This is a genomic window from Fusicatenibacter sp. (genome assembly GCF_977045365.1).
The window spans coordinates 26,628-52,078 of record NZ_CDRRUH010000002.1 but is presented as its reverse complement, the minus strand read 5'-3'; the positions used below and the strand labels follow the sequence as shown (position 1 = coordinate 52,078).

The following is a 25,451-nucleotide window of genomic DNA, read 5'->3' as shown; positions in this document are numbered from 1 at the left end:
AGAAAGAACAATGAAGAAATATGATTATGTTCTGGTTGGCGCCGGTCTGTATTCCGGAGTGATTGCTTATCTTGCCGGTCAGGCAGGGAAAAGCTGTCTTGTACTGGAACGAAGAGATCATACAGGCGGAAATATTTACTGCGAAGAAATCGAGGGAATTCATGTACACAAGTATGGAGCGCATATTTTCCATACTTCGAATAAAGAGGTGTGGCAGTTTGTCAATTCGCTGTCAGAATTCAACCGTTATACAAACTCGCCGATTGCCAACTACAAAGGCGAAATTTATAATATGCCGTTCAATATGAATACCTTCAGTAAAATGTGGGGAATCCGCACACCGGAAGAGGCGAAAACAATCATCGAAGAGCAGAGAAAAGCTGTTCCGGGAGAGCCGAAAAATCTGGAAGAGCAGGCGATCAAACTGGTTGGAAAAGATATTTATGAAAAGCTGGTTAAGGGTTATACAGAAAAGCAGTGGGGAAGAGACTGCAGTGAGCTGCCGAGCTTTATCATCAAACGGCTTCCGGTGCGCTTTACGTATGACAACAACTATTTCAATGACCTTTATCAGGGAATTCCGATTGGCGGCTATAACGTTCTGACAGAGCGGCTTTTTGAAAAAGCGGATGTACAGACAGGTGTTGATTTTCTGGAAGATAAAGAAAAGTACCTGGCGATGGGTGAGACAGTGATTTACACCGGAGCGATTGATGCGTTTTACGATTATGCACTTGGCAAGCTGGAATACCGTACGGTGCGCTTTGAAACAGAAGTGCTGGATACCGACAATTATCAGGGCGTGGCTGTAGTAAATTACACCGATCGGGAGACACCGTATACGCGTGTGATCGAACACAAGCATTTCGAATTCGGAACCCAGAAAAAGACAGTCATTTCCAGAGAGTATTCCACCGACTGGAAAGAGGGGATGGAGCCGTACTACCCGGTGAACGATGCCAGAAACCAGGAGCTTTATCAGAAATATGCCGCACTTGCGGAAAAAGAAGAGAAGGTTATCTTTGGCGGAAGACTTGGAGAATACAAGTATTACGATATGGACAAAGTCATTGAGGCTGCACTGAACCAGTGGGAGAAAATGCAGCGGTAGGAAAAAGAACTGCAAACGGAAATCAATCAAAACGGACTGCGCACTTGACAGCAGTCCGTTTTTTGACTATATTATAAACGATATCCGGCTGGAAAATACCGGAAAAATAAGAAAATGAAAGAGGTCGTTATGAGAAAAGAATATGATGACGAGGGTGAAATCCCGGAAAGACGCCATTCCTCAGGAAAGAAAAAGAAGAAATTCGGCTGGGTTAATGTGCTCACCATCCTTCTCGTAGTTGTACTGGTTGTGCTCGTCGGTGTCTATGCTGTAATCAATCACTATTACAGCAAGAGTAACTATGTAAGCGACGATAAAATCACGATCAATAAATCCACAGAGGTTGAGACCGAAAGTACCGGGCTGACCGATGAGGAGACGGATGCCCTGCAGTCTGAGATTTTAAATGAGACACAGGACATTGAACTTCCAAACAACAATAACGTGTACAACATTCTGCTGATCGGTGTTGACCGTCGTGACAAAACGTGGTATGGAAACTCCGATTCCATGATTCTGATGTCCATCAATAAAGATACAAAACAGATCCACATGACATCCTTTATGCGTGACCTGTATGCAAATATCCCGGATGTCGGTGTGAAAAAACTGAATGCAGCCTGCGCATACGGCGGCGGTCCGCTGGTTGTACGAACCATCGAGGACAACTACAAACTGCCGATTGACAATTATGCAAGTGTTGACTTCGATTCCATGATTGACATTATCGATGCCATCGGCGGAATCGAGCTTTCGCCGAGCGATGATGAAATCCGTGTAGCGAACCACTATGTTGATGAAATGTGCAGACTCCGTAATGTGGATGCTTCCGCCCATCAGTATACAGCAGGCGGAGAGCAGCATGTGGATGGCTATCAGGCAGTTGCATATGCAAGAATCCGTTACGTTGGAAATTCTGATTATCAGAGAACGGAGCGTCAGCGAGAGGTTTTAAGCAAGATGATGCAGAAAATGAAATCGTCAAGCGTAACAGAACTGAGTGCACTGGCGGATACCATTCTTCCAAGTGTTACCCATAACATTGATCAGTCTACATTGATGACATTGATCGGAGAGCTGCCGACAATTCTGTCCTACGAGATTGTACAGAGCCGTGTACCGTACGACGATTTGTACTCCAGCAAGGGTGAGATGCTCGTTCCGGACTTTGCATCAACCATCTCGAGACTTCAGACAGAGATCTATGGATCTACCACGGTAAACGAATAAAAGAACAGTAAAAAGCCTTCTGTTTCCGGTCAGAAAACCGGTGTCAGGAGGTTTTTTCTGCCCGAAAAACAGGAAAAAATCATAAGAAATTTGTAAGGTATTTTACTGCCGGATAACTTGAAATAGATGGAAAAATGTAGTAAGCTATAAATTGAATAAGAGTAAACAATGGGAGGATGAATAAGAATGAAAAGAAAGTTTCTGGCCGCGGCCGTACTTGGCGTCATGGTAAGTGTTACCCCAGCCGGTGCGTATGCAGCTTCTACAGAAACCAGTCCATTACCGGTAAACTCGGAAAGTGAAACCACAGTACAGAGTGAGGCGGAAGAAACAACTCCGGCACCGACGGAAACACCAGAGGTTACACCGAGCGAGACTCCGGCTCCAACCGAAGCGCCGATCACAACACCAACTGAGATTCCTTCCGAGATCTCGACACTGGATTCAGCGGTAAGCAGTCTGAAAGAAGGCTGGAACAGTGTTGAGCAAGATGGAAAGAAACTGTTTCAGTACGGAGTTTTGGATGAGAATAATAAGGTGGTAGCTGCTACCGGACCAATAGAAATCGACGGTGTCGGTTATGTGTTTGATGAAAACGGCTACATGCTGACCGGTGAAGTAGAACTTACGGATAAAGATGGAAAAACCGGAACCTACTACTTGAATACAGAAGGGGAAGATCCTGCAAAAGACGGACTTGGTTCGATGCAGCAGGGTATCTGTGAAGGAAAAGTATTTGCACCGGAACTGAAAAGAAATGAACTTGTTACACTCGAATTTAATGATGGAAGCGTAGACGATTACTATGCGGATGAAAACGGCTATGCCATCTGGAGCAAGACCCAGAAGGTAGGAGATAAAACATATCTGTTTGGTGAGGAAGGAGCCCGCATCAAAGAGCCAGGTTTCCAGGTCGTTACCGATGGAAACGGTGAAGCACATACCTACTATCTGAATGAAGACGGCACGGTATCGCTTGGAAATCATACTGTATATCAGCAAGGGGACCGTAGGGTAGCCTGGCTGACCGTTGATTCCATCTGGCATCTGGTGGATGCAGAAACTGGAGAACTTCTTTCCGGCTGGCAGATGGTAGACAACAGCCTTTATTATCTGAAACCGGCATCTTTCGATGAAGAAGGATATCTGTTAACCGGAAGTTACGAGATGGAAACCGGTAATCAGAAAAATAAATCCGGCTGGGCACAGATTGATGGAAAATGGTACAGCTTCCGAAGCTGGGGCGGCGTACGGACAGGCTGGTTCAATTACGATGGAAATAAATATTATCTCCATGAAGACGGTCATATGGAAGACAACGCGCTGAATGTGAACGGAACCATGTATCTCTTCAAGAGCTGGGGCGGCATGCGTGTCAACGATGTTGGAAGCTATAATGGAAATTATTATTACGTTGGTGCTGACGGAGCCGTTTCGACGACAACAGGATGGAAAAAAATTAAAACCAGCACGCAGACGATCTGGTACTGGGCAACTGCAGACGGCGGAAAACTGCTGACGAATTCCTGGCTGGATTACAATGGAAACAGCTATTATCTGAAAGCCGATGGAAAAATGGCTTTTAATGAGTGGCTGGATAACACCTATTACTTCCGCAGCTGGGGTGCAGCCTACAAAAATGCATGGGCAAAAGTCAACAACGTATGGTATTATTTTGACGGAAACGGAAAGAAATACACCGGCGGCTGGCTGACCTACAAAGGGAATGAGTATTATCTGAAATCCGATGGAACCATGCTTGCCAATGAATGGCTCGATGGAAAATACTACTTCAAGAGCTGGGGTGGTATGTACAGAAACGAATGGGGCAAGTCCGGCGATACCTGGTACTGGTTTAATGCAGATGGAACCAAACGGACGCAAAAAGGCTGGTTCCTCTATGATAAAAATTATTATTATCTGGATAAAGATGGAAAAATGCTGACCGGCTGGGTTTACCATGACGGTAACTATTATTACATGAAGAGCTGGGGCGGCATGGCACATGACGAGTGGATTCTTCATGATAAAAACTGGTACTACTTCAAGAGCTGGGGCGGCATGTATCATGATCAGTGGCTGACACTGAACGGTTCTCAGTATTATTTCCGAAGCTGGGGCGGAAGATATCAGAACTGCACCGCTACGATCAATGGAAAACAGTACAAATTCGATGCTTCCGGACGCAGAATCACGGAAGGATGGGAGTACATCGGAAAATACCGCCGTTACCGCAAAGCAGACGGTTCTCTGATGGAGGATGTGACAAGCATTTTCAATCCGTCTTCCAAGTATATCACAGTAGACAGAACCCGCGGACGTGTAACCATTTACGGCTACAACAGTGCAACCGGTGCTTACGATACGCCGATCAAATCCATGATCTGCTCCGTAGGAAATCCGATCAGTTACACCGCAGCAGGAACATATAAAATCGGCTGGCAGTTGAAAAAGAAGCAGATGACAGGTGAAGATTATGTGTGCTGGGCACCATATGTATCACAGATTTATGGCGCTGTTTACTTCCATGGCGTAGCAAGCAGCACACCAGATCTGAGCAACATTTCAGCAGTGGACTTCAATTCTCTTGGATCACCGATGTCCCACGGCTGTGTCAGACTGGCTGCAATCGATGCGAAATGGATCTATTATAATGTCAGCAGCGGAACAACTGTCCGCATTGGCGACAATCTGGATTATCCGCTGACAAACCCGACCCGTTATACATGGACCGGCGGTGCTTTTGGAAGCGATCCGACTTACAGCTAAAACAGGAATACCTGCATGAGAAAATCCATCGGGGCAGCAGTGCCGCCGATGGATTTTCTTTTACAAAGACATCGGATATTTTACGGGAAAGGAAGACAGACACGATGGAATTACAGGAAAAGAAAAAAGCATTGCTTGCCAGAATCGATGAGATCACGAAACAGGATCTCTGCCTTGCGTTCTCCGGCGGAGTGGACAGCAGTCTGCTGCTGAAGCTGGTCATGGACGCATCAGCAAAACATGGCACAAAAGTTTACGCAGTAACGTTTCAGACACGGCTGCATCCGCCTTGTGATCTGGAGACTGCGACAAGAGTAGCAAAAGAAGTCGGTGCCGTTCATGAAGTCCTTTATGTTGATGAACTGGAGCAGGAGGCAATCCGCTGCAATCCGGAAAACCGCTGCTATCTCTGCAAGCATCATCTGTTTGGAAAACTTCTGGAATTTGCCCATGCGCACGGCGTGAACCAGGTGCTTGACGGAACGAATGAGGACGATCTGCACGTGTACCGTCCGGGGCTGAAAGCACTGAAAGAGTACGGCGTGATCAGTCCGCTTGCAGCCTGTCATGTGACAAAAGCGGAGGTAAAGGAGCTTGCGGCAGAATACGGCGTCTCCGTTGCACACCGTCCGTCCACCCCGTGCATGGCAACACGCCTCCCCTATGGAGCAGAAATCAATTATGATCTGCTGGACCGCATTGCAGAGGGCGAAGCATGGCTGCATACAATGTTTGGAGCAGAAGAAAATCTCCGCCTGCGTGTCCATGGCGATATCGTCCGTCTGGAAATCGCGCCGGAGCGGATGGGCGGGGTGCTGGAAAAACGGGAGGAGATCACAGAATACTTGAAAAATCTCGGCTTTTCCTACCTTACGCTGGATCTGGAAGGATTCCGGTCCGGCAGCATGGATCAGAAAATAAAGCAGAAAGAGGAAACAAAATGAAAGCAATTTTAAGCGCAGACCGTAAATGGGGACTTGGATATCAGGGAAGACTTCTTGTGAGCATTCCGTCTGACTTACGGTATTTTCGTGAGACTACGATGGGACACGTTGTAGTAATGGGAAGAAAAACGCTGGCTACCCTCCCGGCAGGCCAGCCGTTAAAAGGCAGAACGAATATCATTTTAAGCCGTGATCCGGAATGGACTGTCCGCGGCGCAACCGTTGTCCACAGTATCAAAGAGCTGATGGAAGTGTTAAAGCCGTACGAGGACGACGATATTTATGTTGCGGGCGGCGGAGAAATTTACCGCCAGCTTCTCCCATACTGTGATACGGCATATGTCACACGAATCGACATGACGTATCAGGCGGATACCTTCTTTGAGGATCTTGACGAATCACCGGATTGGGAGATGGTAGAAGAGGGCGATGAGCAGACCTGCTTTGATATTGAATTTTATTTCACGGAATACCGAAGAAAGAATGAAAAGGCAGAACGCCCGAGATAAGGGTAAGACAGGACGTAAAAAACGGAGAAACCACAGAAAAAGCGGCGTCTCCGTTTTTTTTATATAGGATACAAAAAGTATCAGTGCTGTCCGCCTGCAGAAAGCTCCAGCATTTTTTTCTTAATATCATTTTCGAGCTGTACCAGCTCAACTTCAGCGGCGGTACGTTTCTGGCGGCCGTCCTCCTGAATCTTCATCACTTCATCGAGGGTAGAGATCAGGCTCTGGTTCGTCTGTTTTAAGGTTTCCATATCGACGATACCGCGCTCAGATTCTTTTGCAGTCTCGATCGTTGCCATCTTCAGATTCTCCGCATTCTTTTTCAGAAGCTCATTTGTCATATCCGAAACCTGGCGCTGTGCTTTGGCAGCCTCAGTCGAGTGATGAACGCCGAGTGCAATGATCATCTGGTTTTTCCAGAGCGGAATGGTGTTGACGAGTGTGGATTGGATCTTTTCGGCCATTACAGAATCGCTGTTCTGAATCATGCGGATCTGCGGCGCTGTCTGGATCGAAACCATACGGGTCAGTTCCAGATCATACAGTTTCTTCTCAAATCGGTTGCAGAGATCTTCGAGATCCTTGGCAGCCTGTGCATCTTCGGCCTTTCCGGTCATCTGCGCTTTATTCTGCAGATCACGGAGTTCTGTGGAACGTACCAGCTCCAGCTTTTTCTTTCCGGCGAGAATGTACATCGTCAGCTCTTTAAAATAATTCAGGTTCTGTGCATACATCTGATCCAGAATGGCAATGTCTTTCAGAAGCTGCCGCTGGTGGCCGTCAAGTACGTCACAGATTTTATTGACATTCACCTCTGCCTTGTCATACTTCGCTTTCATTGCATTGATTTTGTTCGTGCTTTTCTTAAAGAAAGAGAATGGTCCCTTTTCTTCTTCTGCGTCAAACGTTTTCAGCTCTGTCACAACAGAGGTGAGCAGATCGCCGACTTCCCCGAGATCTTTGCTTCTGACGTTCTCCAGCGTTTTCTCGGAAAAGTCTGCCATTTTCTTCTGTGCACCGGCACCGTACTGCAGAATGCCGTTTGTATTGGCAAGATCAATCTGGGAAACAAAGGCATCCACCATGGCTTTCTGTTCGTCGGACAGAACAGAATCATCCATGACCTCTTTCTTTTCTTCCGGCTGCTGTACCGGAAGCTCCGGTTCCGGCTCCGGAGCACCGAAACTTAAACTTGGAATTTCAGTGGTGTCCTTTACAAAATCATTCATGTTTTCTATTCTCCTTTTCTTCGGTACGGAAACGTAACCGGTGATTTGATTTCAATTGTATAGCTTTGAATAGTTACATGTGAAGCGGCTCAATATCCTGCTTTGACGGACCTGCCTGATTTGTCAGTCCCTCCTGCGCCAGCATCGTCTGCAGAACAGAGATGTCAGAAGAAATATCCCATGCCGTTGTCTGGAACAGATCATCAAGCAGCTTTTCAAATGCGGCATTGATGGTATCCAGTGTATCCTCGATTTCCTTCTTGGTTCGGAGGATATTGTCGCTTTGAATCGGTTCGTTCTCAAAGGAACGGTAAGCGTCGAGCAGCTTCCAGGTTGTCGGCATATAGTAATCCATAAATTTCCGCAGGGCGGCGGCTTCCTTCGGGCGCTTTTTTGCCTCCTCGAGAATCCGGGTAACAACCGTTTCGAGGCGGCTCAGCTTGGCTGTGATGACTTCACCCGGCAGATCCAGGTTGCACTGATGGATCTTCTGAATATAAGATTCACATTCTTCCAGCATCTGCTGGTATTCCGGCGTTACACCGGAGGCCTCGAGCTGTTCACGTGCTTTCTGTTCAGCAATCTGCTGTTCCTTCTGGCTGGCGAGCATTGCGCGGTACTGGTCGTAGCAGTCATTTGTCACCATCAGACAGGTACCATTCTCGTCGAGGTGGCCCTGGCGCAGCATGGATTTATCTATCATGGTCGTAATATCGGTCAGAAGCTCGCCTTTTTCACAGTGCATACTGTCGCAGAGTTCTTTCGTGGAAATATATTCCTTTGTGCCGATCAGCGTACAGATCTGGCGGAAATGGCGGACCAGACGCCGGTTTTTACTTCCCTTTTTCAGAAGAATGCCGCCGCCGATGGTAAATGCGGCAAAAATAAGAGAAGGAATCAGCGCGCTGCCGTCCGGACCTGCAAATAAGGAATACAGACTAAGCGCTGTGCAGCAGCCGAACAGTCCGGTGACACCCCAGCCGGCGGCCGTCTGAAATCCGCCGACAAGTGCAAGATCGGTGGAGGGCATAAAGCGTTCGCGCAGTACACGACGTTCCTGTATGCGGCTGTTCCATTCCGTATTCTGGGGGGTCTGCCAGGTATGGGAAGGTTTGGGAACCGGGTTCGCGCTCTTACCCGGCATCGTGCCTCCCGGCCCGTAGGAATAGTGATGCGGTCCGGTCTGCTGCGCTGTATTATTATGGGAAGAATGCTGGCTGCTGTAGGAAGTATCTGCGGAATAGCCGCGGGACGGCTCCGGTGTGCCATTTGCACGGAATGGTCCCTTCCGGTTTGGGTAGACAAACTGGTTGATGGTGTCTGAAATCTTCCGGTTTAATTCCTGAAAATCCTGAGAATTCACAGCATTATCCACAAGCTTTCCAATACTGTCGCCGACATCCTTTAAATCATCTTCAAAACTCATGTCAGTTCCTTTCTAATGAGGTACTTTTTCTGTGTACCGTCTTCCATTTATTATACAATGCGATTGGAAATCTTACAAGCATACAGTGCTTAATTTTCTATGAAGCTGGAGATGATGGAAATGGTTACAGTTCACAGGAAATGATTTTGTTTTCGGATGAGTTGAAAGAAAATAGTAATTATTATATACTAAAGAATATCGAATGTCAGAAAAAATTAAATCAGAATAAAGGGGCCGCAATACCAAATGAATAAAAACGAAATTATCCAGATACAGGGAATGGAATATAAAGAAATGACAAAACAGCTTTTGAACGAATGTGCCTTAGCTGCGCTCATTCCTTCGAAGGTCAGTCTCATCGGTATTAAGCCAAATCTGGTAGCACCTGTCCCAGCGGAGTTTGGAGGGACGACACATCCGGAGGTGGTTGCGGGGATTATCGAATATCTTCAGGAAAACGGATTTACTAACCTTCAAATCATGGAAGGCTCCTGGGTAGGAGATAAGACGGAGGAATCGTTTGAGGTCTGTGGATACCGTATGCTTTCGGAACAGTACGGTGTTCCACTTATCGATGCGCAGAAGGAAAAAAGCATGCCGGTGCAGTGTGGTGATATGGAACTTCAGATTTGCGAATGTGCGAAAAAGGTGGATTTTATGATCAATGTCCCAGTCATGAAAGGCCATTGCCAGACTAAAATTACCTGCGCACTGAAAAACATGAAAGGTCTCTTGCCGAATAAAGAAAAACGTCATTTTCATGCCATGGGACTTCATCGGCCAATTGCGCATCTGGGGCTGGGGATTCATCAGGATTTTATTTTGGTGGATAATATCTGCGGAGATCTTGACTTTGAGGATGGCGGTAATCCGTTTATTATGAATCGCCTTTTCGCTGGGTTAGATCCGGTGTTGATCGATGCATATGTCTGCGCGGAACTGCATTATAAGCCAGAAGATGTCCCGTATGTCAAAATGGCAGAAGAGTTGGGCGTGGGCAGCGCTGATCTTACACGGCTTTCAATCCGCCAAATTGGCGAAATTGGTGAAAAAAGAGTGATTCCGGAAAAACGGAAGATCGTGGAACTGCAGGATGCCGTAGAGGAAGTTGAGTCCTGCAGTGCCTGCTACGGCTATCTGATCCCGGCGCTTGACCGGCTGAAGGAGGAAGGACTGCTGCAGGAACTCCACGAAAAAATCTGCATCGGGCAGGGATACCGGGGAACGAGCGGGGCGCTTGGTGTGGGAAGCTGTACTTCCGGGTTCGCATGCAATCTGAAAGGCTGTCCGCCAACGGATGAGCAGATGTATGAATTTTTGAAGCAGTACATTGCAACTAGACGAAAAACAGAAGCAGAAAATAGCAACAGAGGAGAGAGCGAATGAAAAAAGCAGTCAAAGCCATTTTAAATGTATTGTCCTACGGCGGAATTGAAGTAGAATCCGCCCGTCGGCTTGCCGATATCAAGAAGCTGGATCCGATCCGTATTTTTCTGCGAAAATTGGATATGGAAATATATAATGGGGACTACAAGGTTCCGATTCGGCTGTTCTTCCCGGATGAAAAAATGGAGGAGCATGGTGCAAAAGAAGCGATTCTGTTCTTCCATGGCGGCGGCTGGACAACCGAGAGTGTGGAGACATACGACCGTGTCTGCGCACGCATGGCGCAGTCAACGGGGCAGATTGTTGTATCGGTAGAATACCGTCTTGCACCGGAGCATCGTTTCCCGACAGGCTTAGAAGACTGCTACGCCGCCGCCCAGGCAATGCTGCGCGGGGAGATTCTGCCGGAGGTAACGCCGGAAAATGTCACGATCATGGGCGACAGCGCAGGAGGAAATCTTGCGGCTGCGGTCTGCCTGATGGCGAGGGACAAAAAAGAACTGCTGCCGGGGAAACAGATTCTGATTTATCCGGCGGTAAATTCCTGTTATACGGAAGCGTCACCATATAAATCTGTGAAAACCAATGGGACAGGTTACTTGTTAACTAGTGTTAAAATGGAAGATTATGTAATTCTGTATCAGCGGACCGAAGAAGACCGCAAAAATCCGTACTTTGCACCGGTACTGGCAGAAAATCTGCAGGGACTGCCGGACACGCTGGTACTGACGGCGCAGTACGATCCGCTGCGTGATGAGGGCGAGGATTATGCGAAAAAGCTGAAAAGGGCTGGCAATCTGGTTGAACATCATCGGATCAAGGGAGCATTGCACGGCTATTTTGCGCTTGGCATTGAGCACCTATATGTGCAGGAAAGTTTTCAGTATATGAATGCATTTTTAAGGAAAGAAAAACAGCAGAAAAATGCAGATGAAGAACTGGAAAACATCTCAAAGATGAAGAAACAATTGACACCCGGGAAGGCGTAAGGAGGCATAGAAAATGAAGAAAGAACATTCTTCGCGCTGGAGAAAGCTGGACAACGCGGCACAGGCATTTCCGGCGGCCACCGGAAAAAAGGATACGAGAGTCTTCCGGTTTTACTGCCAACTGAAAGAGGACATCCAGGCGGATCTGCTGCAGAAAGCGCTGGAGCAGACAATGGAGCATTACCCGGTGTTTTCCATGGTACTGCGGAAAGGTCTTTTCTGGTTTTATCTGGAGCAGCGCGATCTGCCAGCAAAAGTAGAAGAGGAAAAGCGTCCGCCATGCAGTAAGATTTACGTACCCGACCACAAAACGCTTCTTTTCCAGGTTTCTTACTATAAAACCCGAATCAATTTCGAAGTATTCCATGCCCTGACAGACGGCACCGGCGCGATGCTGTTTCTGAAAGAACTGGTGAGCAATTATCTGATTTTGTGTCATCCCGGGGAAATCTTTTCAAAGGTCAGCGAAGACATGCTGACAGAGACAGATTTCGAGGAGGACAGCTTTTCCCAGTATTACACCGGAAAGAAAAGTGAAAAAGAAAAAAGCCGCCCGGCATACCAGATCAAAGGCGAGTATCTGGAGCAGGAGGAGATGGAAATCACTGAGATTCTGCTTTCTGCGGAAGCAGTTCATAAGTGCGCAAAAGCACATGGTGTGTCGGTAACGGCGTACCTTGCGGCGGCGCTGGTATATGCGGTATATGAAGAAATCCCGAAAAGCAGGCTGAAAAAGCCGGTTTCTCTGATGGTTCCAGCCAACTTGCGTAACTTTTTCCCATCTGCATCGATGACGAATTTCTGGAGCTGGATCGAGATTGCCTGTGATCTTGGGCCGGAGGCATCGTTTGAGGATGTCCTGCAGATCACGGGAGCCGCGATGCAGAAAGAGGCGCTGAAGCAGGAGATTTCCACACGTATGAATGATCTGGTGCGGATCGAGCGGAATCCGGTGCTGCGCGCCGTGCCGCTGGAAATCAAAAATCTGGCGCTGATGGCGGGCACGACGCTCGGCGGACGAAGCATTACGACTGTCTATTCCAATATCGGCCGGATTCAGATGCCGCCGGAGTATGAAACATACATTGAACGGTTCGGATTTTTCACCAGCACCGACAAAGTACAGATGTGTTCCTGCTCCTACGGTGACAGCATGGTGCTTGGAATCACATCTAAAATCGCCGATTCCAATATTGAACGGAACCTGATGCATCTGCTGCAGAAAGAGGGCATTGTCTGTGAACAGGAGGAAAAAGATTTTCCGGGACAGAAAGAACAGCCGCACGGGACGGCCAAACTGGGATTGAAAATTTTTTCTTTCACCTGCATCGCAGCTGTCGTACTCTGCTGGATGATGAATTTCCTTGCAACGCCGCAGATGTGGTGGGCAGGTTATGCGACAGCGGGTGTGTTCTGCGCCTGGCTTCTGATCCGGGTGGGATATCAGAAACGGAAAAATCCACTCAAAAACAGTATGTGGCAATTGATCTTTATTATGATCGGTGCGGTTCTGTGGGATTATGCGACGGGCTGGATCGGCTGGTCTGTCGATTTTGCAATTCCGCTCGCCGTTCTTCTGAATGGCGCGACGATGCAGATTCTGGCAAGAGCGTACAAAATGGAGGTCAGTGAGTACCTCTTTTATCTGATGCAGTCCGGAGCAGCAGGAATCGTTCCGGCGATCCTGTGGCTGACGGGAACCGTCCGCATCACCTGGCCGTCCGTGATCTGCGTGGGCATCAGTGTTCTGTACCTGATCGGGCTGTTTTTCTTCCGCGGAAAAGATTTTATACGGGAAATGCAGAAAAAATTCCGGGTATGAAGGGCAAAGGTGATAGAAAAAATAAGAAGAGCAGGTAAGAAAAGTGGATGTTGGTCCCTTTTCTTACCTGCTCTTTTGAAACTTGTGTGTGTCTGCGGCGGAAAAGCCTGGAGAGAAATCTACTGCGCCTTCTCCTCACAGCCACAGGAATCCCACGACGGCATTTCATCCCCATTTTTAATCGCATCGCGAACCGCGCTGTAATACCGCACTTTCTGCTGAATATGCTCCAGATCGGATTCCATGCGCTCGATTTTTTCGCGTGTATTCTGCTCATGTTCCTTGAGAATGGCAACCATCTGGTCAATATTTCCCGGGATATCGTTCTCAAGCCGGAAAAACTCCTGAATCCCCGCAATCGGAAGGCCGGTGCGTTTGAAGCAGAGAATTGCGGTCATGCAGTTAATGTGCTGCTGGGTGTAAATTCGTTTCTTACTTTCGGTATGAATGACATCCGTCAAAAGTCCGATCTCCTCATAATAACGAAGCGTAGAGGACGGAAGCCCAAAACGCTCGGACATTTCACGAATGGTATAGGTCTGCTGTTCCATGAAAAAACCTCCTTGAACGATAGAGTTTGAATAGTAGAATAACTTCTTAAAGTATACTTTAAGAAAGTGAAATTGTAAAGAGAGAATCTTCGTTACGCTTCACTTGGCAGTGTAGTACTTGCTGTTTTTCTGCGCAGGAAAAGAATATTTATCAGAAAGCGAGAAGAAAAAGTACATTGCTTATTTGCATCAGAATGGAATATAATAGAAAGCAGAAAAAACGTGAAAAATGTGAGGAATCATCGTGAAACAGGAAATTATAGCAGAGCTGTCCCGGATCACCGAGGAGGAGCAGGCGATTCTGGACGGAAAGACAGAAGTAGAAAAAGAGCGGTATTCGAGCGGGCAGAAGTTTGTGATGGATGCGGGAAAGCTGCTGGAGCGGGGAAAACTGATTGACATCCGGCCACATACGCGGTTTATCCGTTTCCCTGCACACAGTCACAATTATGTCGAGATAATTTACATGTGTCAGGGAAGCACTGTTCATACGATCAATGGTGACCGGATCGAGTTAAAAACGGGAGAGCTGCTGATTCTGAATCAGAGCGCAGTACAGGAAATTGAACCGGCGGGACATGACGATATCGCGGTCAACTTTTTGATTCTGCCGGAATTTTTCGACCAGACGCTGCAGATGATTGGGACGGAAGAGAATCAGCTGAAGGATTTTATTGTCGGTTGTCTGAAAAGTGGGGAGGCACCGCTTTGCTATCTGCATTACAAAATCGCGGATGTTCTTCCGGTGCAGAATCTGATTGAAAACCTTGTCTGGACATTATTGCATCATCAGAGCAATAAGCGAAGCATCAATCAGATTACGATGGGGCTTTTATTTTTGCAGCTGATGAACTATACCGACCGTGTACAGGTGGGGGAGCAGTATTTTGAGCAGGAGATGCTGCTTGGTGTATACCGCTACATAGAGGAGCATTACCGCGAAGGGAGCCTTTTGGAGCTTTCGGAAGAACTTCACTACGATTTTTATACCTTAAGCCGTATGATCCGTCGCCTGACCGGAAAGAATTATACCGAGCTTGTACAGAACAAGCGCCTGATCCAGGCTGCCTATCTGTTGGAGACAACGGGACTTTCCGTGGCGGACATCAGTGAGCGGGTCGGGTATGAGAATATGAGTTATTTTCATCGGATTTTCAAGGAGCGGTATGGGATGTCACCGAAGAAGTATCGAGTGGAGAAAACGCATCCGATGGCGTAAGACCGCATACATGGGTGACCGGCAGGGAAAAGAGAATGGTTTTTGCTTTTGTGGTCATGCCGGCCTGTTCCATAATGGTCTGCATGATCTGTTTCTTCTTTGCAGTCTCTGTGACGATAAAGATCATTTCTTTTTCAGCAGCGAGTGTAACACCAAAGAATTTTCCCATACCCTCCATACCAGTGCCTTTTGCATGGATTACTGTGCCACCGCCAGCGCCTGCGCTGCGTGCTGCCTGCATGACAGGTTCGGTATATCCCTGGTTTGTGACGGCTACAATCATTTCATATTCTGTATTTTGCAAGATGGTTTCCTCCTTATTCGGTTCAACGTTCAGTTTCTGGGAGAGATAGGTAAACAGTCCACGACTGCCGATACTGCTTAAGGGGATGAGAAATGCGATTCCCGTTCCGGGAATGTCAATATGAAGCTGTTTCCACAAACCATGCTGGATTTCCAGCCACTGTTCCAGTGAGATGAGGGAAAAGAGGATCGCTTTCTCATGGCTTTCCAGACCAAAATAGTCCAGCATGTCATCCCTGACGGTACCACGTCCCAGAGTGACAAACTGAATGTCAATCTGGTGTTCCAGATAAAAATTCAGATATTTTTCGCCCAGTCTGCGGTCTGCCACAGTGAGCATAAGATAAAATGGATGCATCCGAGGTTCCTCCTTTTGATGCGGTATTTACAGTTCCATAATTTCGAAATCATGCTGAATATCCCAGGTGGTAAGGGATGGTTCCTCCTTCATGGTGTGCCGTGTACCGAACCGGTAAACCACACCGAGAACCTGAATTGTGATCAGCGGTGTCATGGCAACCATAGCGACAATGCCAAATGCGTCAGAGACGATGCTTCCGCCGGCAGCACTGCACGCACCGATGGCAAAGGGAAGAAGAAACGTTGTGGTCATCGGGCCGGATGCAACACCGCCGGAGTCAAAAGCAATCGCAGTAAAAATTTTCGGCACAAGGAAAGAAAGACCCAGTGCCAGTCCGTAGCCCGGGATCAGGAACCAGAGGATCGAAAATCCGGCCAGAACGCGGATCATGGAAAGACCGACAGAGACGGCGACACCGATGGAGAGACTGTAGCGCATGGCAGAAGCGGGGATCGAGCCGGATGTGATCTCCTCGACCTGTTGTGTCAGAACGTGAACAGCAGGCTCGGCCATAACGATAAAGTAGCCGATGAGTGTGCCGACGGGAACGATGAGCCATTTACAGGAAAGTGACATCAAAAGCTCGCCAAGAAGGATACCGGCCGGCATAAAGCCGACATTTACACCTGTCAGGAAGAGAACAAGACCGACATACGTGTAAACCAGACCAATGATAATGCGCACCAGTGTTTTTTGATCAAGTTTTAAGACAGCAATCTGAAAGACAGCAAAAAATGCGATGATAGGGAGCAATGCAATCGCAATTTCTTTCATATAGGAAGGAAACTCACGATAAAACATCTGCCAGAGTGCGATAGAATCCGCCGGTTCCGCGACAGAGGGCATGAGATAGGTTCCTTCCGGGGAAAAGATCAGTGCCAGAAGAAGAACCGAGAGCACAGGGCCGATGGAGCAGAGAGCGACAAGTCCGAAACTGTCATCGGCAGCATGTTTATCGCTTCGAATTGCAGCAATGCCGACACCGAGGGACATGATAAAGGGAACTGTCATGGGACCTGTTGTGACACCGCCTGCATCAAAGGCAACAGCAAGAAAGTTGTCAGGGACGAAGAAGGCGAGAAGAAATACGATCAGGTAAAAGAAAATTAAAAGCCGGGAAAGTGAGATACCAATCAGCATGCGAAGTAATGCGACGACCAGAAAAAGACCGACGCCGCAGGCAATCACCAGAATCAGCACAGAGTTTGGAACCGAAGGAACCTGTTCGGCCAGCACCTGCAGATCCGGTTCTGAGATAGTAATGATGAATCCAAGAAAGAAAGACAGGGGCAGAACAATCTGTAGTTTCCGGGAACGCGTCATGGCAGTTCCAACGCGTTCGCCGATGGTCGTCATGGACAGATCCGCTCCGAGGGTAAAAAACATCATGCCAAGAATCAAAAGAACAGATCCGATCAGAAATGATGTCAGAACACCGGACGGAAGAGGGGCAAGCGTGAAGCCAAGAAGCAAAACAATAACGATAATCGGCAGAACTGCTTTCAGGGCTTCCATCAGTTTTTCCTGTAGATTTGTTCGGTGAAATTTAAGCAACAGGCAGACCTCCTTTTAAGTTGGTTATGATTCCATGATACCATAGAGAAGGTCATTTGCGCTACGTGTCAGATTATAAAATTTTTGTAACCATTCAGAGCCATGCGAAATTGAGATACAGAACATACAAAAACGGATCGAGATGTTCGATCCGTTTTTGTATGCAAATCATATCAATCGCTTACTGTTCGTTTTCTTCTTTGGGGAGCCGCACAATCCGTACTTTGTCGACTCTGCGGTCTGCCATTTTCAATACAGTTACATCAAGCCCGTCTGAGACAAAATGATCGCCCTCTTTTGGTACACGTTCAAGAATTCCCATGATCCAGCCGCTGACCGTAAAGACGTCAAATTCTTTGTCAATATCGAGCTCTTCATACACCTTATCGATGCTTGCCGTTCCGGTCACGAGGTATTCGTTTTCGGAAACTTTCTGGATTTCCTGTACAACCGCATCATGCTCATCCCAGATTTCGCCGACGAGCTCTTCGAGGATATCTTCCATGGTGATGATACCGTCTGTGCCGCCGAATTCATCGATGATAATGGCAATATGCGATTTCTTCGCCTGCATTTTTTTCAGCAGCGGGCCGACCTTCGTATTCTCGGTTACAAAGAGCGCCGGGCGGATGATGCTGCTTAGCGGTTTGTTGGTGTGGTAAATGTGGTTATGGAAATCCTTCTGATACACAATTCCCACAATGTGGTCGATATCATCATCATACACCGGCAGCCGGGAAAATCCGGTGTCGGAGAAAGTCTTAGCGATCTCGGATTTCGTCGCATCGAGCGGAATGCCGATGACGTTGACACGCGGAGTAAAAATCTCTGCGGCCTCCATCTCCATGAAGCCGATTGCATTCTGAATCAGATCGCCTTCCTGGTCGTCGATGTCGCCCTCCTGGGTCGCCTCCTCGACGATGGTCATCAGCTCCTCATCGGTGATGCCGTGGTTTTCCGAGGATTTGAAGATGCGGGAGAGCAGCTTCTTCCACTGGGAAAAGAGAAACGTCACCGGGGTCAGAACGATCATCAGAATATGGAGAAACGGTGCGGAAAATTTGGCGATCGTCTCCGGGGATTCTTTTGCAATGCTTTTCGGGGAAACTTCGCCGAAGATCAGGACCACGATAGTGGTTACGATCGTGGAAACCGTCGCACCGGAGTCGCCGCCGAGAAGCTTGATAAAAAGCACCGTGGCAAGGGAGCTGAGTCCGATGTTGACGATGTTGTTGCCGACGAGAATCGTGGAGAGCAGCTTGTCAAAGTTCTCCAGCAACTTTAACACCAGTTCCGCCCGCTTGTCGCCTTTTTCTGCCATATTTTTCATGCGGATGCGGTTCAGCGAGGTGAAAGAAGTCTCCGTCGCCGAAAAGTAGGCTGAGAGCATGACGCAGATGAGAATGATGATGAGTGACACAATGTCGCTGTTCATTTGTTTTTCCTTTCTTAGGAAACCGGGACACGATGCAAAAAATGTACAAAAAGACATAACCTATCTTGAATCTGGCGGAATCAAAGATAGATTATGTCTCCGTTTATCAAATCATGAAAATAAAGCATCGTCGAGGCATACTGCCTGAGTCGTCCATGTTTCTGTAATCCTTTCGTTGATCAGTAATCCCTTTTATTGTACGGTATGTGGGAATAATTGTCAATAAGGCATGCGAAAATCACAGGAAATATGAAACAGCATTGTTGTAGCTGATATTTTCTACCATCTCTTTCAGAAACTCCAGGTTCGCCGGGTACTCCCCGTTTTCCACCCAGTTTCCAGCCATGCTTGCAAGCATCGGGGCAAAGGCGAAATCGTTCATGCGAAAATCCTGCTGGCTGTGGAACTTCAGATTGCGGATGTGGGCGAAGTGGATGCGTCCTTTTAAGGAACGGATCATATCCGGCGGATCTGCTCTAAGGTAACGGTATCAAATTTTGAGCACATTGCAAAAGTTGCGGCGGTTGGCCGGGAAAAAGCAAAATCAGCCTACAGGTGTGATAAGTAATATCTTTCTGGTATGACTAACCAATAGGAAAAACCTATAAGTGATTCATCAAAATAACAATTACCAAAAGGCGTTTTATGGGTTGCGCATAGAAAAAATATGCATTATAATATGCCATGTAATCGAAAAACACATAAAACATATCGACTTAGTAGGAAAGGAGAACAGCAAATGAAAAAAACAGACAACAGACGAATGCAGGAGAACAGAATGATGGAGATGTGTTGTTGCTGTTGCTGCAGCTCCAATCAGAAGAAAGAAAAATAAGAAACATTCGCAGGCAGAAAAAGCATAGCAGAAATTGCATGTGCGGGCAGGCCGGAACGAATGCCTGCTGTTTTTTTAACCTTTTTTAGAAGAAATGCGAATGAACAAAATAAGAATAGATAATAAACAGACATAGAAAAACGGAGGACAAAACATGAGCGGATGCGGATGCAGCTTCACCCCAGTTGAAAATAAAGAAACCGAAGAAATCAAATACACCGATGCACTGGCAGAACAGTTTGCAGCAGAAGTCGGAGTAGACCCAAGACCAAATGAAACCCTTGTAGAGATCGATGAGCGCGGCGCTTTCATCCGTCAGCCAAATGCATTTATCCAGCCATTCGGCGATAAAGAAGGCGACCTGAAAGCAGAAGCAAACCGCTTCGGGATCTACTGGGCAACCGGATGCAACTGGTCCAACCGTCCGATCATCGTGCGGGAGCTTTTGGGACTGCAGGATGTGATCTCGGAGACGAGAGTTTCCCCATCCGGCGAGACAAACCGTTACGGACATGCATTCGGACAGTATCCGGATTTCAAGGATCCGGCGACAGGCGCTTACTTCTTAAGTGAGTTCTATAAAAGAGCAAACCCGGACTTCAAAGGAAGAGCAACGACACCGACCCTGGTGGATGTCAAAGAGAAAAAGGCTGTGAACAACGATTATCACCGCCTGACGAACTACCTCGAAGTGCAGTTCCGTCCATTCCAGCCAAAAGATGCGCCGGACCTGTACCCGAAAAAATTCCGGAAAGAGATCGATGAGTTTAACGACTGGCTCTTCCCGCATGTCAACAACGGCCATTACCGCATGGCATTCTGCCAGTCACCGGAAGCATACGATGAGGCATACGAAGATTTCTATGAATCCCTCGATAAGCTGGACAAACGGCTGGAGACGAACCGTTTCCTGTTCGGCGACTACATCACCGACAGCGATGTCCGCGCTTACGTCACTCTGATCCGTTGGGATGTCAGCTACTTCCACAACGTAGGACCGGTGAAGAAACCGATTCGTGAGTACAAAAATATCTGGGGCTACTTAAAAGAGCTGTATGCGATCCCGGCCTTCCGTCACGGAAGCGATCCGCAGGTGCTGGCACTTTCGAGACCTGGAAAGAAATTAGGTGAGGTTCTCTTCCGCGGATACAACGAACGAATCCTTGCAAAAGTAGATTTCGAGAAGCTGATGGCAGACGATGGATCGAGAAGAACACTCAGCAAAACACCGGACGAAGTATTCCTTCGCCATCCGGAGGGAGAGACCTACGAGGATTACGCAGGAGAAATCTCAAAAACGATCTGGAACAGTCCGAAATGGGAAGACAGAAACCCGAAGAACGGCGTACTTTCCGTGGATGCATCGATTAATCCGCTGAAAGGACTTTTATAAGAAAAACAGAAGAATCCGGGGCGCCTTGGTGGAACACTCTCAGGCAGCCGGGGCGCGGCCGGAACTGAAAAGAACGAGAAAATGAGGAGGATTTTATTATGAAAAAGACAAAGAAATTCTGGGCAGTACTGGCAGCGGCGGGCCTTTTGGCAGCAAGCTTTGCAGGATGCGGAAGCAATGCATCAGCAAGTGCAGGAAGCAGCAGTGGTTCCGCAGCATCATCTTCCGCAGACGGCAGCTCCGCATCGGATTCCGGTGAGAAAAAAGTGATCAAAGCTGTAACAAGCGGCACACTGGCACCGTACTTTTACGTAAATGATGACAACGAGCTGACCGGTGTCGATATCGATATCGTAAAAGAAGTGTTCAACCGCCTTCCGCAGTATGAACTGAAAATTGAGCAGGCAGATGCACTGCAGGGTGTGCTGAGCGGTCAGTACGACATCGCAGTCAACAACTATGGATATACCGATGAGAGAGCAGAATCCTACTACTTCTCTTTACCATATAAAACCAGCTTCAACGAATACATTCAGAGAACCGGCGATGAGCCGCTGACTTCTCTTACCGATCTGGCAGACCGCGGATACAAAATTGAGCTGAGTGCAGGAAGCCTTACCGCAAATGCACTGGAAAAATGGAATGCAGACAACCCGGATCACCAGATCAATATCGTATATTCCAATGCAAACTTCCAGGTCCGCTACCAGCACATCGTAGATGGAACCGCTGATGTGGCAATCGACGACGGACCGATCATCGACAACCTGCTTCCGCAGTTCGGACTGGAAGGTCAGCTGGAAGCAAACGAGATCGATGAGGAGACCGAAGATTTCCTGTTCCCGCAGAACAATACTTATTTCCTGTTTGGAAAGAACGAAGAGGGCGCAGCACTCCGCGAGGATGTTGACAAAGCCTTAAAAGAGATGAAAGAGGACGGAACCCTTTCCAAGATCACAACCGAGTATCTTGGCGTGGACACCAGCCCGGACGAGAAATACTTTGATGAGACACCAAACTAGTACATCGTTTTCGAAATAAAAACAGAAGAGATTACAAAACAGACGGGAAGCGGATCGAGAACATCCGTTTCCCAATTCTAAAAGGAGCGAAAAACATGGCAGAAATTTACCGGGTAGAAAAGGGAAGCGAAGAGTGGAAATACAAAGCATATGATTACGTCAGAACCGATGCGTTCTGTCTGGGACAGAACATTCCGATTGAACTGGAATTCGGACAGGACGAGAGCAAAGATGATCTGCAGGCGATTCTGCTGACAGAAGATCACAAGCCGGTAGCCGGCTGCCGCATCGCATTCCCGGCAGAGAAGACAGGAAAAATCGAGCGTGTCTGTGTTGTCAGAGAAAAACAGAAAAGCGGATACGGCCGCGTGCTGATCGAAGCCGCTGAGAAATGGCTGAAAGAATATGGTGTCGCTCACATCGTCATCACGAGCCAGGACCGCGCCGCAGGCTTTTATGAGAAATTAGGCTACAAACTAAATCCGGACGCTGACCTGTCGGTATACGACCACCATGCACCGAAGAAAGACGAAGAGCCGAAAAAGCCGAAGAAAAATCTTGGCTTTACCTGTGTACTGGTAGAAAAATACGTGTAAGAGAGGAAAAAAATCATGGGAAAATTATTTGACGTTTCACTGGTATTTTCATCCATACCAGAATTGCTGACAAAGCTGCCGATCACGCTGGAGCTGGCCGTGGTTTCCATGCTGATCGGACTGGGACTGGGACTTGTGATGGCGATCATCAAAATGAAAAAAATCAGAGTGCTGACGCAGATTACGAATCTTCTGATTTCACTGCTCCGCGGCACGCCGGTCATCGTACAGCTGTACGTTGCGTTCTTTGGTATTCCCATGATGTTCAAGGCAATCAACCAGCAGTTCGGAACGAATCTGGCGGTTGCCAATATTTCCGGTTTTGTCTATGCAATGATCGCTCTGGGACTGAACCAGTCGGGCTTTATGGCTGAGATTATCCGTTCAGCCCTGCAGTCCGTTGACCCGGGCCAGATCGAAGCAGCGCATGCGCTCGGCATGACATATCCGCAGACACTGCGCCGCATCATTCTGCCGGAGGCCTTTGAGGTTGCGCTTCCGACCCTTGGAAACTCTTTTATCAGTATCATCAAAGGAACGTCTCTTGCCTTTACCTGCGCTGTTGTCGAGATTACCGCACAGGGCCAGATTATTGGAGGAAGAACGTATCGCTACTTTGAAGTTTACGTTTCACTGGCCATCATTTACTGGCTGGTAACGCTGGTGATCGAGCAGATCATCCGCGTAATTGAAAATAAAATCCGGATTCCGGACCAGGTAGAGCTGGCGTCCGCAAACGGGGAGGGTAAGAAAAATGATAAAAATTGATCATTTATCCAAAAAATATAACGACAACGTGGTGCTCGACGACATCAGCCTCGAGATCAAACAGGGCGATGTTGTGGGAATCATCGGTCCTTCCGGAACCGGAAAATCAACGCTTCTGCGCTGCGTTAACCGCCTTGAGACACCGGAGAAGGGAACGGTGACGATCGGGGACAAGGTGATCGACCTTTCCGAGCGGAAACCGAAAGAGCTTCTGTATTTAAGACAGAACACAGGAATGGTGTTCCAGCGGTTCAATCTGTTTGAGAAGAAAACCGCACTGGAAAATGTGATGGAAGGCCTGATTGTTGTCAAGAAGATGAAAAAAGACGAGGCCAGAGCCATTGCATTAGAAGAACTGAAACTGGTCGGCATGGAGAAATGGGCAAACCACTATCCGAAACATATGTCCGGCGGACAGCAGCAGAGGGTGGCGCTCGCAAGAGCCCTTGCCATGAAACCGCAGATTCTGCTGCTCGACGAGCCGACTTCAGCCCTTGACCCGGAGCTGGTTGGAGAGGTTCTGGATGTTATTAAAAAAGTTGCGGCACAGGGATATACAATGCTTCTGGTTTCCCATGAGATGAACTTTATCCGCCATGTGTCGAACCGTGTGATCTTCCTTGATAAAGGCCATGTAGTAGAAGACGGAACTCCGAAGGAAGTATTCGAGCATCCGCAGAATCAGAGAACGAGAGAGTTCTTCAGCAAGATGCATATTATGGCGCAGCCGGAGTATGTTATTTAAATTGAGCAGTGCCAAAAGAGAATGAAGCAGGAAATTTAGTGCTCGCACGAAATTTTCTGTTTTATTCTCTTTTGATAGGGCGAAAGCCCGCACTGCGGACGCAGCCAAAGAAAGAAGGTAGTTGGATATGATAGATGAAAAAAGAATCGGGGAGTTTTTGGCAGAGCTGGTGTCGATTGATTCGCCGTCCTTGGAGGAGCGCGAGATGGCGGACACTCTGAAAGCAAAATTCGCCGAAATCGGAGTGAATTTTACAGAAGATCATACACAGGAGCAGACCGGTTCGAATGCGGGCAATCTGTTTGCACGCATCCCGGGCAGTATTGACGGTGTGCCGGTTCTCTTTGCCGCCCACATGGACACGGTGGAGCCCGCAAAAGGGAAAAAGGCTGTTTTCCACGATGACGGAACCGTAACGAGCGACGGCACAACTGTTCTCGGCGCCGATGATCTGGCCGGTGTGACCGCGATCTATGAGGCCGTGCGCCACATCACTGAGGCAGGAGCGCCGCACCGCCCGATCGAAATCCTGATTTCAACTGGTGAGGAGCTGTACTGCAAAGGTGCGAATGCCTTCGATTACAGCCAGGTGCAGGCAAAAGAAGCGTACGTTCTGGACCTGAGCGGGGCAATCGGCGCGGCAGCCTATGCAGCTCCGACCCTTGTATCTTTTAAAGCAGAAATCCAGGGAAAAGCCGCCCATGCAGGTTTTCACCCGGAGGACGGCATCAACAGCATCCAGGCGGCCGCCCGCGCAGTCGCACAGCTTCCGCAGGGCCACGTGGATGAAAGCACCACTGCCAACATTGGAAAAATCGGCGGCGGCTCCGGCACCAATATCATTTCGGAGAGCTGCGTGATTGAAGGCGAAATCCGAAGCCTGAACCACGAGACGGCGATGGAGCTTCTGGAAACGTATCACAGAACCTTCCAGCAGGAGGCAGAGAAGATTGGTGCGAAGCTGGTCTGGGAAGAAAAGCTGAATATCCACGCCTATGAGACACCGCTCACCAGCGCCGCCGCAAAACATTACGAGAGCGCCGTTGCAGAAGAAGGCCTGACCGCTGCATTCGAAAAAACTTTCGGCGGCAGCGACAACAACGTCTTTGCACAGCACGGCATCGAAGGGCTTGTCATCGCAACCTCGATGAATCAGGTACACAGCTGCGCCGAGTACACAAAAATCCCGGAGATAGCCCAGGTGGCGCGGATTGTGGCCAATCTTGCCGCACCGCAGGAAGCCTGAACAGATCC

The 25,451-nt window shown here is 48.1% G+C and carries 21 protein-coding genes and 1 pseudogene; 15 read left to right on the top strand and 7 right to left on the bottom strand.

Features of this window, described 5'->3' with window-relative positions; all coding sequences use genetic code 11:
- Nucleotides 1-10 precede the first annotated feature (10 nt).
- The 5 genes from glf (at nucleotide 11) to ACY2VW_RS01020 (ending at nucleotide 6,563) form a co-directional block, all read left to right on the top strand.
- Complete coding sequence (gene glf, locus ACY2VW_RS01040) at nucleotides 11-1,111, top strand: UDP-galactopyranose mutase (protein ID WP_461876705.1); 1,101 nt, start codon at nucleotides 11-13, stop codon at nucleotides 1,109-1,111.
- Nucleotides 1,112-1,240: 129 nt separating this feature from the next.
- The gene (locus tag ACY2VW_RS01035) at nucleotides 1,241-2,341 is read left to right on the top strand and encodes an LCP family protein (RefSeq protein WP_461876704.1); all 1,101 of its coding nucleotides are present in this window, start codon (nucleotides 1,241-1,243) and stop codon (nucleotides 2,339-2,341) included.
- A 186-nt stretch (nucleotides 2,342-2,527) separates the two neighbouring features.
- Nucleotides 2,528-5,110 carry a L,D-transpeptidase family protein gene (locus ACY2VW_RS01030; RefSeq protein ID WP_461876703.1) on the top strand — a complete coding sequence of 861 codons (2,583 nt, stop codon included), beginning with the start codon at nucleotides 2,528-2,530 and terminating at the stop codon, nucleotides 5,108-5,110.
- Between the two features lie 104 nt (nucleotides 5,111-5,214).
- Complete coding sequence (gene larE / locus ACY2VW_RS01025) at nucleotides 5,215-6,054, top strand: ATP-dependent sacrificial sulfur transferase LarE (protein WP_461876702.1); 840 nt, start codon at nucleotides 5,215-5,217, stop codon at nucleotides 6,052-6,054.
- A complete protein-coding gene (locus ACY2VW_RS01020) occupies nucleotides 6,051-6,563 on the top strand; it encodes a dihydrofolate reductase (protein WP_441761465.1) in 513 nt (170 codons plus the stop codon). The genes larE and ACY2VW_RS01020 overlap by 4 nt, the downstream gene beginning before the upstream one ends.
- Before the next feature lie 80 nt (nucleotides 6,564-6,643).
- Here the strand turns inward: ACY2VW_RS01020 and ACY2VW_RS01015 are convergent, their stop codons facing one another.
- Both ACY2VW_RS01015 and ACY2VW_RS01010 read right to left on the bottom strand, forming a co-directional pair.
- Nucleotides 6,644-7,792: a toxic anion resistance protein gene (locus ACY2VW_RS01015; RefSeq protein ID WP_461876701.1), complete on the bottom strand. Its 1,149-nt coding sequence runs from the start codon at nucleotides 7,790-7,792 to the stop codon at nucleotides 6,644-6,646.
- Nucleotides 7,793-7,865: 73 nt separating this feature from the next.
- The gene (locus ACY2VW_RS01010) at nucleotides 7,866-9,218 is read right to left on the bottom strand and encodes a 5-bromo-4-chloroindolyl phosphate hydrolysis family protein (RefSeq protein WP_461876699.1); all 1,353 of its coding nucleotides are present in this window, start codon (nucleotides 9,216-9,218) and stop codon (nucleotides 7,866-7,868) included.
- Nucleotides 9,219-9,464: 246 nt separating this feature from the next.
- On the opposite strand from ACY2VW_RS01010, the gene ACY2VW_RS01005 reads away from it, so the two are divergent.
- From ACY2VW_RS01005 to ACY2VW_RS00995, 3 genes are read left to right on the top strand one after another with little or no spacing between them, the layout of a single operon-like run.
- Nucleotides 9,465-10,604 (top strand): DUF362 domain-containing protein, encoded by a 1,140-nt coding sequence (locus ACY2VW_RS01005; protein ID WP_461876698.1) that lies wholly within the window; start codon nucleotides 9,465-9,467, stop codon nucleotides 10,602-10,604.
- Nucleotides 10,601-11,593: an alpha/beta hydrolase gene (locus ACY2VW_RS01000; RefSeq protein ID WP_461876697.1), complete on the top strand. Its 993-nt coding sequence runs from the start codon at nucleotides 10,601-10,603 to the stop codon at nucleotides 11,591-11,593. The genes ACY2VW_RS01005 and ACY2VW_RS01000 overlap by 4 nt, the downstream gene beginning before the upstream one ends.
- A 13-nt stretch (nucleotides 11,594-11,606) precedes the next feature.
- On the top strand, nucleotides 11,607-13,415 hold the full coding sequence (locus ACY2VW_RS00995) for a DUF6320 domain-containing protein (protein WP_461876696.1): 1,809 nt from the start codon (nucleotides 11,607-11,609) through the stop codon (nucleotides 13,413-13,415).
- A 119-nt stretch (nucleotides 13,416-13,534) separates the two neighbouring features.
- Here ACY2VW_RS00995 and ACY2VW_RS00990 read toward each other — a convergent pair whose 3' ends face one another.
- Complete coding sequence (locus ACY2VW_RS00990) at nucleotides 13,535-13,966, bottom strand: MerR family transcriptional regulator (RefSeq protein WP_461876695.1); 432 nt, start codon at nucleotides 13,964-13,966, stop codon at nucleotides 13,535-13,537.
- A 244-nt stretch (nucleotides 13,967-14,210) separates the two neighbouring features.
- Between ACY2VW_RS00990 and ACY2VW_RS00985 the strand changes: the two genes are divergently transcribed.
- A complete protein-coding gene (locus ACY2VW_RS00985; RefSeq protein ID WP_461876694.1) occupies nucleotides 14,211-15,185 on the top strand; it encodes an AraC family transcriptional regulator in 975 nt (324 codons plus the stop codon).
- Here ACY2VW_RS00985 and ACY2VW_RS00980 read toward each other — a convergent pair.
- From ACY2VW_RS00980 to ACY2VW_RS00965, 4 genes and pseudogenes are all read right to left on the bottom strand, one after another.
- Nucleotides 15,121-15,846 (bottom strand): P-II family nitrogen regulator, encoded by a 726-nt coding sequence (locus tag ACY2VW_RS00980; RefSeq protein WP_461876693.1) that lies wholly within the window; start codon nucleotides 15,844-15,846, stop codon nucleotides 15,121-15,123. The genes ACY2VW_RS00985 and ACY2VW_RS00980 overlap by 65 nt on opposite strands.
- Before the next feature lie 27 nt (nucleotides 15,847-15,873).
- Nucleotides 15,874-17,364, bottom strand: a complete 1,491-nt coding sequence (locus ACY2VW_RS00975; protein ID WP_461876692.1) for a DUF1538 domain-containing protein — start codon at nucleotides 17,362-17,364, stop codon at nucleotides 15,874-15,876.
- A 220-nt stretch (nucleotides 17,365-17,584) separates the two neighbouring features.
- Complete coding sequence (locus ACY2VW_RS00970) at nucleotides 17,585-18,838, bottom strand: HlyC/CorC family transporter (RefSeq protein ID WP_461876691.1); 1,254 nt, start codon at nucleotides 18,836-18,838, stop codon at nucleotides 17,585-17,587.
- Nucleotides 18,839-19,076: 238 nt separating this feature from the next.
- Nucleotides 19,077-19,205: pseudogene (locus tag ACY2VW_RS00965) on the bottom strand (glucuronate isomerase); the annotation flags it as partial.
- A gap of 622 nt (nucleotides 19,206-19,827) precedes the next feature.
- On the opposite strand from ACY2VW_RS00965, the gene ACY2VW_RS00960 reads away from it, so the two are divergent.
- The 6 genes from ACY2VW_RS00960 to ACY2VW_RS00935 all read left to right on the top strand — a co-directional run bounded on the left by ACY2VW_RS00960 (nucleotide 19,828) and on the right by ACY2VW_RS00935 (nucleotide 25,443).
- On the top strand, nucleotides 19,828-21,066 hold the full coding sequence (locus tag ACY2VW_RS00960; protein ID WP_461876690.1) for a glutathione S-transferase C-terminal domain-containing protein: 1,239 nt from the start codon (nucleotides 19,828-19,830) through the stop codon (nucleotides 21,064-21,066).
- Nucleotides 21,067-21,164: 98 nt separating this feature from the next.
- On the top strand, nucleotides 21,165-22,088 hold the full coding sequence (locus ACY2VW_RS00955) for a transporter substrate-binding domain-containing protein (protein WP_461876689.1): 924 nt from the start codon (nucleotides 21,165-21,167) through the stop codon (nucleotides 22,086-22,088).
- Between the two features lie 95 nt (nucleotides 22,089-22,183).
- A complete protein-coding gene (locus ACY2VW_RS00950; protein WP_461876688.1) occupies nucleotides 22,184-22,684 on the top strand; it encodes a GNAT family N-acetyltransferase in 501 nt (166 codons plus the stop codon).
- 15 nt (nucleotides 22,685-22,699) lie between these two features.
- Nucleotides 22,700-23,452, top strand: coding sequence for an amino acid ABC transporter permease (locus ACY2VW_RS00945; protein WP_022462083.1), 753 nt, complete (start codon nucleotides 22,700-22,702; stop codon nucleotides 23,450-23,452).
- Nucleotides 23,439-24,197: an amino acid ABC transporter ATP-binding protein gene (locus ACY2VW_RS00940; RefSeq protein ID WP_461873693.1), complete on the top strand. Its 759-nt coding sequence runs from the start codon at nucleotides 23,439-23,441 to the stop codon at nucleotides 24,195-24,197. Before ACY2VW_RS00945 ends, ACY2VW_RS00940 begins: the two co-directional genes overlap by 14 nt.
- Nucleotides 24,198-24,324: 127 nt before the next feature.
- Nucleotides 24,325-25,443: a M20/M25/M40 family metallo-hydrolase gene (locus ACY2VW_RS00935; RefSeq protein ID WP_461876687.1), complete on the top strand. Its 1,119-nt coding sequence runs from the start codon at nucleotides 24,325-24,327 to the stop codon at nucleotides 25,441-25,443.
- Nucleotides 25,444-25,451 lie beyond the last annotated feature (8 nt).